The sequence below is a fragment of the Rufibacter sp. JT3400010 genome (assembly GCF_054956755.1).
Map to the genome: position 1 here is coordinate 170,138 of NZ_JBUDXA010000008.1, position 12,837 is coordinate 182,974.

Annotated in this window: 9 protein-coding genes; 1 reads left to right on the forward strand and 8 read right to left on the reverse strand. The window is 54.8% G+C overall.

Annotated features, from left to right (window positions below; genetic code table 11):
- Positions 1 to 14: 14 nt before the first annotated feature.
- The 7 genes from ACY0JR_RS10610 to ACY0JR_RS10640 form a co-directional block, all read right to left on the reverse strand.
- Positions 15 to 1,244 carry a YdcF family protein gene (locus ACY0JR_RS10610; RefSeq protein ID WP_462634041.1) on the reverse strand — a complete coding sequence of 410 codons (1,230 nt, stop codon included), beginning with the start codon at positions 1,242 to 1,244 and terminating at the stop codon, positions 15 to 17.
- Between the two features lie 129 nt (positions 1,245 to 1,373).
- Positions 1,374 to 2,333, reverse strand: coding sequence for a sugar phosphate isomerase/epimerase family protein (locus tag ACY0JR_RS10615; protein WP_462634042.1), 960 nt, complete (start codon positions 2,331 to 2,333; stop codon positions 1,374 to 1,376).
- A gap of 203 nt (positions 2,334 to 2,536) precedes the next feature.
- Positions 2,537 to 3,862, reverse strand: coding sequence for an IPT/TIG domain-containing protein (locus ACY0JR_RS10620; protein WP_462634044.1), 1,326 nt, complete (start codon positions 3,860 to 3,862; stop codon positions 2,537 to 2,539).
- A 147-nt stretch (positions 3,863 to 4,009) separates the two neighbouring features.
- On the reverse strand, positions 4,010 to 4,933 hold the full coding sequence (locus ACY0JR_RS10625) for a phosphodiester glycosidase family protein (RefSeq protein ID WP_462634045.1): 924 nt from the start codon (positions 4,931 to 4,933) through the stop codon (positions 4,010 to 4,012).
- 28 nt (positions 4,934 to 4,961) lie between these two features.
- The gene (locus tag ACY0JR_RS10630) at positions 4,962 to 6,242 is read right to left on the reverse strand and encodes a RagB/SusD family nutrient uptake outer membrane protein (RefSeq protein WP_462634046.1); all 1,281 of its coding nucleotides are present in this window, start codon (positions 6,240 to 6,242) and stop codon (positions 4,962 to 4,964) included.
- Positions 6,243 to 6,263: 21 nt separating this feature from the next.
- Positions 6,264 to 9,557, reverse strand: a complete 3,294-nt coding sequence (locus tag ACY0JR_RS10635; RefSeq protein WP_462634047.1) for a TonB-dependent receptor — start codon at positions 9,555 to 9,557, stop codon at positions 6,264 to 6,266.
- A 194-nt stretch (positions 9,558 to 9,751) separates the two neighbouring features.
- Positions 9,752 to 10,903: a FecR family protein gene (locus ACY0JR_RS10640; protein WP_462634049.1), complete on the reverse strand. Its 1,152-nt coding sequence runs from the start codon at positions 10,901 to 10,903 to the stop codon at positions 9,752 to 9,754.
- Positions 10,904 to 11,571: 668 nt separating this feature from the next.
- Between ACY0JR_RS10640 and ACY0JR_RS10645 the strand changes: the two genes are divergently transcribed.
- Complete coding sequence (locus tag ACY0JR_RS10645; RefSeq protein ID WP_462634050.1) at positions 11,572 to 12,144, forward strand: RNA polymerase sigma factor; 573 nt, start codon at positions 11,572 to 11,574, stop codon at positions 12,142 to 12,144.
- Positions 12,145 to 12,242: 98 nt separating this feature from the next.
- Here ACY0JR_RS10645 and ACY0JR_RS10650 read toward each other — a convergent pair whose 3' ends face one another.
- Positions 12,243 to 12,641, reverse strand: coding sequence for a hypothetical protein (locus ACY0JR_RS10650; protein ID WP_462634052.1), 399 nt, complete (start codon positions 12,639 to 12,641; stop codon positions 12,243 to 12,245).
- Positions 12,642 to 12,837: the final 196 nt, after the last annotated feature.

Below are 12,837 nucleotides of genomic sequence, written 5' to 3' on the forward strand. Positions count from 1 at the left end.
AAACGCAAAATGTATTACGGGTCTAGATGGTCCAACGGGTCTACCTGACGCGAGGTGGGCACGGAGGAATATTCCGTCTCCACGTCAGAGAGTTTCTTCAACTTCTGGAACGGCGCGTAACCCAGTTCCTCCTTGGCCTTCTTCTCGAAACGCATAATGTAGCTGCTCTGGCTTTCATCGGTGACAATCAAGATGGGTCTGTCAAGGGGCATCTGCAGCGTGTACAGCAGGCGGTTGGTGTTGCGCAGGTTGGTGGTGGTGTGGCGGGCATGCGGCTCAATGATCACCACCTGCTCAGCCACGCCCAAGCTGTCTACTAGGAACTTTTTCATTTCCACGGCCTCGTTGTACGGCGTTTTGTTGGGGTGCACGTTACCGCCCGATACCACAATGAACGGAGCCAAACCTTTCTGGTACCGTTCCAGCGCCATGCGGCAGCGGCTTTTGGCTTTGTCATGCAGCACAATGCCCTCTTCCTCGGGTCCAAAGCCCGGCACCAGAATCAGGCTGTACTTGAAGTTCTTCCAGTCCGTGGATTTTGCCTGCTTGAAAGGCCCTGCGTTCAGGCCTTGGTGCAGCGGCTCATAGCGTACGGCCTCGTCCCTGCCGTTGATGGCCAACGCCTCCAGCGAAGCCTGTAGCGGAATCTGGAAGAACAGTTGGTTGCCGGAGTTACTGGCCGCTTTCTCCAGCACTTGCCGCACCTGCCGTTGGAAAGCGGGATCAGTCATCTCAAAGCTGATGGCGTCAATCTTGGGGTAGCGCGGTTTCTTGCCTTTGAAATACACATCGGTTGCGTGGTTCATGGCTTGGGCCGAGTTTTTCCAGGCGCTGCGCAGGAAAGCGGTGTCGGGTTGGAGCGCATATAGCTCGTATTTCCCGCTGGCTTTCAAGGGCTGAACCACGTTTTGGAACCGCTTGCTGTTCTGGTACAGGCGCACCAGCTCGTTGCCCACCTGCTGCACCTCGGCAGCACTCCACTGCACCGAGGAAGCCAGACAAGGCACATCGGTACAGGTTTGCACGGCCTGCTTCACCCGCTGGGCACGTTGGGCAGCCAACTGCCGCAGGGGCTCACTTTTCTGGAGTTCGGTTTGGTACGGGTTTTCCTGGAGCGTGAGCAGCAGCGGGTAAATCTTCTGCTGCAACAGGGTTTGGGTGGAGTTCTGGCCCGTGGCCGAAGCCGTGGCCGGTGCTTTGGGAGAGCAGGCGCTCAACAGCGAAAGAATTGCTAAGCTGCCCACTTGTAAGGGTTTAGGGCTAAGAGAGAGAAAAGGTTTTATCATTGCGGAGGAATATAAACAAATGAAAAGAGGCGCGTTTAGGGGCTATTTTCCGAAAAACGGCCCCTAAACGCATGCGCCCTGGTAGTATTAGGGATTGGCTTTCACAGATTTCTGCTGCGCCGCGTACGCCGAGTGCAGAGACAGGTAGCATTCCTTCAAGTCTTTCACGTCTTTGAAGGCGCTCTCAAACAGGAACGGGCCTTGGTAATTCACCTCGTCCAGGGCCCCTAGAATCTCTGTCCAGTTGTTGCCGCCCTGGCCGGAGCAGGGGAAAAAATGGTTCTCCTTCTCCCCGTGCCCATCGGCTACGTGAATGGATTTCAGCCGTTTGCCCAGCGCCCTGATGAGCCGCTCTGGGTTTTTGATGTGGTTCATGTCCACGGCTGCGTAAATGTTCTGGGGCAGTTGGCCCATGATCTCCAGCGTCTCCTCCACCGACCGGCAGAGTGGGCGCTCACGGTTGGCATCGGCCAGCAGCTCGGGGCCCAGCATATTTTCGATGACCATCGTGGCCTTTAGTTCCTGCACCGCCGGCACCAATTCCTGGCTGGATTTGATCATCTGAGCCTTGCGGGTGTCGCGCTCATTGATGCCCAGATAATAGCTGGGGTGGAACAGAATGATCTGGGGTTGCAGCGCTTTCGCATACGCCAGCACCTGCTTATGCAACGCCACCACCGCTTGCCGCTCCTGCTCATTGGCCAGCGAAATGTCAATGGTTTTGCTGTACGGCATATGGATGGACCAAATCTTGATCCCGGCTTTGTCGGCGGCCTGCTTGGCCTCGGCCACGGCTTTTTGGATCTCGGCCTCCGGAAGTTTGAACTGCCGCTTGTCGTCAATGAAGGCCTGGAACGAGGTCTCAATGTAGTCTATCCCCACAGATTTGGCGTAGGCCATGTTCTCTGGGGTGATGTTCTTGAGGGCGATGGAATAGCCCACCTTTCGCGGTTCGGCCGCTTTCTGCTGCGGAGATTTGGTGGCGCAAGCCCATACCAGCAGGCACGCCCCCAGCAGAAAGCCGATGATGTTGGAGGAAACTTTCATGTTCATTCAGATAAGAGGATTCCGGAAAAACAGCGGGAGAAAAGAAACAAAGGCTGCCGCGTGGCAAGCTGTTCATAAAAACCGCCCCTCCTATCTAGCGTTTTCTTCTGCCACCGGAAGGGAAGATTTTACTTAAAAGGCTATTTCCCATTTAGAGGCCGTTTTTGGAAAAACAGCCCCTAAACGGAAAAAAGCTCTTGATCTTAGAGTTTTCTGATCACCCTGATGCGGTGGTTCTGCACATCAGCTACGTAGACGTAGCCGTCTTTGTCTACCGCCACATCGGTGGGTTGGTTGAAGCGCGCGCTGGCCCCGGGACCATCGGCGTACCCTGAGGTAGTGCCGGCCATAGTGGTCACTTTACCCGCCGCCGTAATCTTTCTGATGCGGTGGTTGTTCAGATCGGCCACGTACATAGTACCCTCTTTGTCCACGGTGACGCCGTAGGGCTGGTTGAACTTGGCGGCAGCGGCATCACCGTCTACTGAGCCCAGGGTGCCCTCGCCGGCAATGGTGCTGGCCATGCCCTGTGGCGTGATTTTCCGGATGCGGTGGTTCTGGCGGTCGGCTACCAGCACGTTGCCGTCTTTGTCTACCTCCACACCCGACGGGTTGTTCACTTTAGACACCGAAGCATCGCCATCGGTGAAGCCGGCCGTCCCGTTCCCGGCAATGGTGGACACCGTCCCATCTGGCGTGATCTTCCGGATGCGGTGGTTTAGGTTATCGGCTACGTAGAGGTTGCCCGCCGGGTCCACGGCCACGTCAATGGGCTGGTTGAATTTGGCGGTAGCCACGGGGCCATCAGCAAAACCGGCGGTTCCGGTTCCGGCCACGGTGCTCACCACCCCGGCGGGCGTAATCTTCCGGATCTTGTGGTTGTCTCGCTCCGCGATGTACAGGTTACCCTGCGCGTCTATGGCAGATTTCCAGGGAAAATTCAGCTTGGCCGTAGCCACCGCGCCGTCTACGTTACCGGCTGTGCCCCCGAAGCCCACCAGCGTGCTCACCAGCCCCGCCGGGGTTACGGTTCTGATGGCGTTGTTGGCGCGGTCGGTCACAATGAGGTTGCCCTGGGCGTCAAACACCACGCCCTCGGGGTTACGGAACTGGGCCACGTCCGGAGTTCCGTCCTTCAGCCCGATGATTCCCTCGCCGGCAAACGTGCTCACCAGGAATTCCTCGGGAGCCTCGGCGTACGTGAAGGTGGGGCCTTGCAGTTCGCGGCTGTTCACGGTCACGGTCACATTGCCGGAGCTGCCGTTCTCGGGCACCACCACCTGCAGTTGACCCTCAGAGGCCTCAATGACCACGGCAGTCTGTCCGTTGAATTTGACCACGTTGTTCTCTCGCACCGGGCTGAAGTTGCGGCCCAGAATGGTGACAATAGTGGAAGACGTGCCGCTGGCAGGATTGATGGACACCAGCACCGGATCGGTGGAAACATTGGCAACGTCGTCGTCCTCGCAGGCAGTCAAACACAGGACCGCCAGCAGGAAAAACAGGTATTTGTTTATCTTTTTGAACATAAGGTTATCAGTTGGAAAATGAAAGGAGAAAGAAAGCGCCCACGGCCCACGCCGCAGCGCCCGCCCATCTGTTTAGGGGCTCTTTTGGGAAAATCGGCCCCTAAACGGACGGGCTGCTTCTGCTGTTTCTGCCCAGCGGAGAAACCGTTACGGCAAATTGGCGACTACCGCCCAACCGTTGGTCACGGCGCGCGGCAAGCGATCTGAGGACCAGTTGCGCATGTGCCACACATCGGCCAGCGGGTGCTTGATCATGAAGGTGGAAGAACCGCCGCCGTCCAGGTTCAAGGCTTCGGTGGAACCGAGCGCCTTTAAGAAGGTGCCCAGTTTCTCCAGCGTAATGCCGTTAGAATAGTCGAACCGGCGGCCGTCTACCACCACAAAGTACACCACCTTGTCTGAGGTGATGCCCACGGCGGTTCTGGGTTCAATGGTCACATCGGTCTGGCTTACGGGCTGGTTCTCTCTGATGAGGCGGTGGTGGCCACCCAGGGCGTGCTGGATGTCATTTTTGCGCTGCTCGTAGTCATCGGCATCGCCAATGAAGGGGTTTCCCTGTTTGTCCACGCCAAAATACCCGCGCCCGCCAGTCTGGATGGCGGTTTTCACGGCTTTGCCGTTGAGGTACACCAGGCTGCGGGGCTCGCCGGTGCTGGTGTTGAAGAAGTCTGAGTTCACGGCGGCCATCACGCGCTGTCCCGGCTTGTCAATGTACTTGAGCATGTCTGGGATGGTCTGCATGGCAAAGCCGGTGCCCCCAAACGGCGTGGCGGGGTACAGGCCTATGCCGGGCTGCTTGAGGTCTACCTTAAGCACGAAGGCGTGCATGGTGTAGCCTTCCATGCTGAGGTAGTGGATGTCGGTTTCCTCTACGCCGGGGTGCACCTGGAATGTGGTGTCTGAGAACACCCGACTAATGAGCGAGGTATTCTCCACCAGCATCTTCGCCACTGGGGTGGTGGGGCTGAAATCTACGGCGGCGGCTTCGTCGTCATCCTCGCAACCGCTGAAGGCAAACAAGCTGCTCACCGCGCAAAGGGCAATGATATATCGTTTAATAGGGAGTAACATATCCTAAGGGATTAAGAGATGGGAAGAATTAATAGTTGGGATTCTGTTCCAGCTGATCGTTCAGGATGATCTCGCTCTCCGGCAAGGGCAGTTTCTGGCGGTGCGGCTCAATGCCCAGCGTAGAGACAGCTTTGCCAGTTCTCACCAGATCATACCAGCGGAAGCCTTCGGCGAGCAGTTCCCGGCGTCTTTCCAGCAAAACGGCATCTAAATAGGATTCTTCGCTGCTGGGGCTCAATGCCACCAGCCCACGGGCCTGCCGCAGTTCGTTGAGGCGGCTCAAGCCGGCCATTCCCTGCGCCTCGGCGCTGATGAGGTACATCTCCGCCAGACGGGTGACAATGAACGGATCGGTGCCGGCTTGGCCGCTGGGGTATTTGTTGATCACGTTCAAACCCTGCACCACGTCAATGGAAATGGCTTTCCGCTTGTCATTGGCCTCAAAGAGGTTCTGCATCACGTCGTCGGTGGGTTTGTAGACGTAGGAGCCCTTCACCGTGTGGGAGTAAGTGTAGAATAAGGTGCTGAGCGTGATGCTGGACTCCTCAGTGAGGTTCTCAAAGGCGAAAATGACCTCAGTGTTCTGCTGCTTCCGGAAAATCTTCTCAAAGGTATCCAGTTTGTAACGGCCAGACGTGATAAGGCCTTCGGCCAGGGCCGCGGCTTCCTGCTTTTTGCCCCGGGCCAGTTTCACCCGGGCCATGAGCGCCTGCACCGCGTCTTTGTTCACGTAGTAATACCGGTTCACCACGTAGGCCGGGGCGTCTGGCAGGGCAGCCTCCAGTTCTCTCTCAATGAAGTTCCAGACTTCCTCCTCACTGTTGCGCGATACTTTCTCAGCGGTATTCTGCTCCAACAGGGGCACTCCACCCCAGCGGGTCACCAGGTTGTAGTACAGGTACGCCCTAAAGAAGTGGGCAGTGCCGTTCATCTCCTTTTTCTTCTGGGTGTCTGAGAACGGCGCAATAGTGGCCAGCACGTTGTTCACCTGGTACAGGGCCCGGTAATAACCGTCCCAAGCATTACCTATGAGCGAGTATTCTGGCCGGAGAAAGTTGTTGATGAACGCCAGCTGGTTTCCGCCGGAGGGGTTCATCAATTCCCCGCCAATGAGGTCATAGAAGATGAAGGACTCGCGGCCCGGCGAATTCTGCACCGAGTTGTACATGCCGTACAGAAGCGCGTCCATGTCTTTCTCAGAGGTGTTGTCTGGAGAAACGGATGAGTGCGGATAGAAATCCAGTTGGTCATTACAGGCCGGCAGGGCCAGCAGACTCGCAAAAAATAAAGTATATCTAAGCCTTAGCATATTGTCTGATGGTTAGCGGGGTTAAAAACGGAGGTTCACTCCTACATTCACGGTTCTCAACTGCGGCAAAATCAGGTTGTCTTCGCCCATAAACTGCGGGTCAAAGTTGCTGGTCACCTCGGGGTCCATACCGGAGTAATTGGTCCACAGGAACAGGTTGTCGGCTTGGGCATATACCCGCACACGGCTCAGCTTAATTTTGGAGGTAAAGCTGGTGGGCAGCGTGTAGCCCAGAATCACGGAACGCAGGCGCAGGAAAGAGCCGTCTTCCAGGAAACGGGTGGAGTTCTGGGTGTTCCAGCCGGTACCGTAGATGGCGCGCGGCGTAGTGTTGCTGGTACCCGGACCAGTCCAGCGCTCCTTAGCCACCTCTTCCCGTATCCCGAAGAAGTTGTTGGCCAGACGCTCAATGGTGATGCGTCCCGAGAAGTACACATCGGCTCCCTGGCTGTAGTTGAGGAACACGCTCAGGTCAAAGTTCTTGTACTGGAAGGTGTTGTTCCAGCCCCCGAAGAAGTTGGGGTTAGACGTGCCCACAATCTGGCGGTCATCGGCGTTGATGAGACCATCGTTGTTGATGTCATCGTACTTCACGTCACCGGCGCGCACGCCTTGCTTATAGAAAGCTTCTGGGATCTCTTCATCTGTCTGGTAGATGCCCAGCATTTTGTACAGGTAGAAGCTGCCCACCTCTTCGCCAACTTTGAGGGTACGGTTAGCGCCAATGAGCAAAGCGTCATCGCCTAAGAGCGAGGTCAGTTTGTTTTTGATGAACGAGATGTTGAAGTCTGAGCTCCAGGTCAGTTTCCCGAAGGTTTGGTTGGTGCCCACCATGAACTCCCATCCCCAGTTGCGCATGGAGCCAATGTTACTGGTGATGCTGGTGAACCCGGTAGTGGCCGGGGTAGGACGACTGTACAGCAGGTTGTTCGTGTTCTTCACGAAGTAATCTGCCGTGAGGGTGTATTTTCCGCGCTGGAGGCCCATATCTACTCCCACGTCAAACTGGTCGGCGCTTTCCCAGGTAAGGTCGCGGTTGCCGTTAGTGCTCACGCCAATGCCGCTCTGGTAGCCGTAGTTACGACCGCCGCTCATCTGCGCCTGATACGCGTAAGAGCTGATGCCGTCCTGGTTACCGGTAGAACCGTAGCTGGCGCGCAGTTTCAGGTCCATCAGCTCCACGGGGAAGAACTCTTCTCTGGAAATATGCCAACCGGCAGAAACTGATGGGAAATAACCGAACCGGTTCTCTGGCGCGAATTTAGAAGAACCATCGGCCCTAAAGGTGAGGCTCAGGAGGTACTTGTCTTTGTAAGAGAAGCTGGTTCTGCCAAAGTAAGAAGCCAGGGCGCTCTCGGTGAGGCTGGTACCCGCTTCGGTAATTTCCGCAGCCACTGACAGCACGTCAAAAGAAGAAGAAGGGAACCCTCGGCCGTCAATGTTGATCCCGGAGTTGGAAGTTTTCTGGTAAGACTGACCGGCCAGCGCCGAGAAAGAAAGCTCGCCAAACTGCTTGTTATAGGTGAGGGTGTTTTCCACCAGCAGGTTGGAGATCATGCGGCGGCTGTCAATGAGGCGGCCCACGCCGGTTCCGTAGGGGTGATCTTCATTGTAGTACACCTTGTCTACTGTATAGATCTGGTCCAGCCCCAAGGAGGTTTTGAAGTCCAGCCCTTTGGCCAGGTGCAGGGTAGCGAAGAACGTGCCCAGGTAACGGTAGTTCTCAATGTCAGCGTCTTCCTCGTTCAGGATGTGCAGCGGGTTATGGTACAGCAGATCCTCGGTTCCGCCCACGTAATACTCACCGTTGGGTTTGTACGGGCGGTCAAACGGACGCTGCGGAATGCTGCGCGCCATGATGGTTGCCCCTGAGTTGGAGCCTGGCACCCGGGAGTTGTGGGTGTAGCTCAGGTTAGAGTTGGTGCCTACTTCCAGCCAGTTAAACAGCTTGTGGCTGAGGTTGATCTTACCCGTGTACTTCTTGAATTCACTGCTGATGATGGTTCCTTCCTGGTCCAGGTAATTACCAGAGACAAATACTTTGGTTTTGTCTGTGCCCCCAGAGAAAGAGAGGTTGTAGCTGGAGGTACGGGCGGTGCGGGTGACCAGGTCAAACCAGTCCGTATCTGGCATGCCGGGGTATGGGTTCTCCTTGCGCAGCATGTAGTTAGCATCGCCTAGTTTGTAGCCAAACTGCTGGTTGTAGTTGTCAATTCCCTCGTTGATCACGTCCAGGTACAGGTCTGAACCGGCCATTTTCATCTTGTGGCGGTTGGGCACGTCCTGTATGCCGGTGTAGTAATCAAAGTTGAGGTTGGATTTGCCTTGCTTCCCAGATTTGGTGGTAATGATGATCACGCCGTTGGTGGCGCGGGAACCGTAGATGGCCGAGGAAGCCGCATCTTTCAGCACCTCAATTGACTCAATGTCATTGGGGTTGAGCTGCGAAAGCGGGTTCATGTTCTCGCCCAGGTTGAAGAGGGCGGCGTTATGCGGTACTACCGGAATTCCGTCAATCACGTACAGGGGTTCGTTGCTGGCGCTCAAAGACCCGATTCCCCGGATGCTCACGCGGGTGGAGGAACCCGGGCTACCCGAGCCGGAAGACACGTTCACACCGGGCATACGGCCTTGGATCAACTGATCTGGCCCCAGAACCGGACGCGAATTCTGCTCATCAGGCTTAAACGAACTGATGGCGCTGGTCACGTCTTCGCGCTCCTGCTGACCATAACCTACCACCACAACTTCTTTGAGGGCCTGGTTGTCTTCCTGCAACTGGATGTTCAGATCTGAAGGGCCGTTAAACGCAACTTCTTTCGTCTGAAACCCGATGAAGGTGAACACCAGGGTTCCTTTGCCTTCGGGAACCTGCAAGGAGAAACTGCCATCGCCCGCCGAGGAAGTAGCCACGGTAGTACCTTTGAGGTTGATGGTGACGCCAGGCATGGGTTCGCCTTTGGCATCTACTATCTTTCCTTTGATTTCCGTTGGCGGCACTGCCTCAGTTGCCTCGGCTAGCGGCTTCCGCTTCACTACCACCGTTTTCTGGTTGACGGTGTAGGTAAGGGACTGCCCCTCAAAGCATTGCTCTAATGCCTCTTCCAATGAAGCGTTCTTTAGCCGCAGGTTCACGGGTTTGGCTTCTTTGAGCATCTGCACATTGTACAGGAAGTTGTAGCCGCTTTGCTTTTTCACCTCACTGAGGGCTTTCTCCAGCGACACGTTCCTGTAAGACAGGTTTATCTGCTGGCTGTAGCCAGCGGCGCTTACCTGCAAAAGCGCGGCAAGCATAAAAATCACGGTAAGTTTCATACCCAAGAGGAGCTTATGCGGTATACTGACCAGAAACCTACTCTTACAAAGAGTATTAATTTTCATACATTTGTTTGTTTGGGTTTAAGAAATAGGTGCACTCACGTCTATTGCCTTTACAGACCCATTCCATAGCCAGGGGCGTTGCCGCGCCCCTGGTTTCTTTTTTGGGCCCAAGGCGAGTTTCTGTTGGGCTATGGTACCACGGTTAACCTCCTTCCTTTCCGTTTAAAATGAACCGTTTCTGTTAATTCCAGCATGTTGAGCACGTCTGTGATGTCCTCGAAGCGGGAGATGGTGCCCGTAAAACTCTTTTGGTCAACCTCGCCTTCATACACCACTTCCACGTCATACCAGCGGGCTATTTTGCGCATGACGCTGCGCAGGCCCTCGTCATGGAAGAGGAACTGCCCGTTTTTCCAGGCGATGCTTTCCTGCGCATCTACTTCCTTAACCTTTAATTGATTAGAGCCCGCATGAAGCACAGCTTCCTGGTTTGGTTTGATGGTTACCGCTCCGGCAGCGTTGCTCACTTTTACAGAGCCTTCCAGCAAGGTGGTGCGCAACTGAGTTTCATCTTCATAGGCCATGAGGTTGAAATGGGTGCCCAATACCTCTACCTCCATTCCTCTTGACTTCACTTTGAAAGGCATGGCCTTGTTTTTGGCTACCTCAAAATAGGCTTCGCCCGATAGCTCCACCACGCGCTCTTTACCGGCAAATGCGGCCGGAAACCGCAACGATGAGGCAGCGTTGAGCCATACCTTGGTGCCGTCTGACAGGGTAATCTGGTACTGGCCGCCGTGCGGGGTGGAGAGGGTGTTGAGCTGCGTCTGGTCTGCCGTGGGGGCTTGCCCGGAATAGGAAAGCTGGCCGTCCAGTTTGATGATCTTGACATTTCCGTGCTGGGACAAGTCTCCGTTGGCGGTGGTCTCCAAGTCTATCACGGTGCCATCAGCGAGGGTAAGATAGGCTTTGTCACGGCCGGGCTGTACTTCTGCAGCAGCTGGCACCGGTGCTTTCTTCACCTCCGCCATTTGCCCGGCAGGCTGAGCCCGGAACACGTAATAAACCCCGGCAGACACCAGCAGCAGAGCAATGGCCGCCGCCAAGCTCAGGAAGGGATATTTACGCCGGCTCTCTGTTTCCTGTAGCCCCGCTGACTCCTGGATACGGTTGAAAATGGCAGCCTTCGTTTGCTCCTGGGAGCCCATGGTTTCTGCATTCCAGGGTAACTCCAGCAACTCAAACTGGTCCTGGTACTCTTCCAGCAATTTCTTCTCCTGCGGGGTGCAGGTATCGTCAAGGTATTTCTGGTGCAGGATGACGTATTCTTCTCTGGTCATGGGTGTGGTGGCCTTGTACAGATAGAGAGACCTTTTCCCGCCCCCACACACATACTTTGGGTAAAAATTTTTCCGATCTTTCTAATAAGCTCCAAAATGTGGCAGAAACGCACGGCTATTGGATGAAAGGAAAAGAAAGCATTAGAAAGGCAAGACCTTTAGGCAATGCCTCAGGCTCTGCTGTTTTGGGGCTGTTTCAGGAAAAAAGCCCTTGAAACGGGAACACTGCACTTTTATCCAAGCATGGGAAGACTGCCTGCTCTCTACAGCGTGCGGCAAGGACATCATGTGCTTTTCCTCTAAGTTCAGGAAACTGATTTGGGGAGGTTTTCAGCAAAGAAGCCTTGAAACAGCTTCTTTAATCTTTTCACCGCATTAGGCTTAGGAATAATTTGCCGCCAGCAGAGCTTGGCTTTATCAGAAATGCAAAGGGTACTCCCTTAATCGGTCTAAAACTTTAATTAAGGCAAAAAGACTTGTTAAAAAATTTCATTATCTTGCTCTAGCTTATGCGCCAGGCACCTTCGGAATAAAACGTAACCTAAGCGTAACCTAGCCATAACGTTCATCTTACCTTTACCCCTTTTTTTTGCGATCAATTACCGGCTGGGGCAGGCCGGTTCTTAAAAATCAATGCACCCAAGCTCCATCATTAAATAGAAGCGTCTATGTTTCGTGACCAATCAGATGCAGCCCTGTGGGAAGCCATCCGGCAAGATGACTCAAAAGCATTTACCGCTCTTTTTGAGCGGTACTGGTCGCGGGTGTTCACCACCGCTTTCTCGCACCTGAAAGACCGGGAAGCCTGCGAGGACATTGTGCATTCCATCTTCCTCAACATCTGGACCAAGCGCCACCAACTGCAGATTGACTCCTTCCAGCAGTACCTGACCGCCGCGGCCCGCTACCACGTGTACAAGTGCCTGAAGACCGCCAAAATCATTCCGCTGCAGTACACCGACCAAGTAGAGGCCTTACCGCAGCCGGCACAAGCCAACAAGGGGGAAGAGGAAATCTGCGCCCGGGAGCTGGAGCATCAATTAGAGAGCCACCTGGAGAAATTGCCCAAACGGTGCCAAGAAGTGTTCTACCTCAGCCGGAAAATGCTCCTCCCCAACGAAGACATTGCGTCTCAGTTGGGCATCTCTAAACGGAGCGTGGAAAACCAGATCACCGTGGCACAGCGCCACCTGCGGCTATTCCTGAAGAACACGGCTCTCCTGATTTTCTTTCTGGTGTAGGTCTTCGGCAGGAAGAGATTGCAAAGAGCCCGTATTGCGTTTTAAGGCAACTTTTCAAGAAAAAGGCTTAAACCGCAATGCTCCCTATTCTCCAGAGTTTATTCACCAGATGCCTTGGCCGCCAAAGGATGCCGGAATGTGATCAACCCAAACAGCACCGCCATTAGGCCGTACACCAGAGCCAGGCCCCAAAGCAAACTGTTTTGCGGACCAGTCTGCACTCCTTTCAGTAGTGCCATCGCTCCGGCGAAGAAGTGCAGAAAATTGCCCATAGCTACCGGACGCGCATAAATACCGCCTATCAGAACCCCTTTCGCCATCCAGTTGAGAAGGGCAAAGCCCAGGTACAGCGCACCCAGCAACTGCACCAGCAAGGGTGCAATTCCGGTGGTTTCCCCACCCAGGGAGCCCAAGATTTCCTGTGGCAAAAAGGAAGCGATTATCCCTAAAGCGGCCATCACCACAGCACTCGCAAGCATGACAATTCTTGTGTTCATAGGTACGAACAAGATAGAAACTTTTGAGCAAGAACGGTAAAAGCAATGGGGCCAGAAAGAGATAATTCTTTCTGGCCTGAGTAAGTAAAGGTATATCTGTTTCCGGACCGTTTCCTGAAATCAGCCCCGAAACGCTATCTAGTTTACCAGTCGGTGACTCTCCCGGGTGCGATAGCCCCTGAAGCCGTAGAAGACG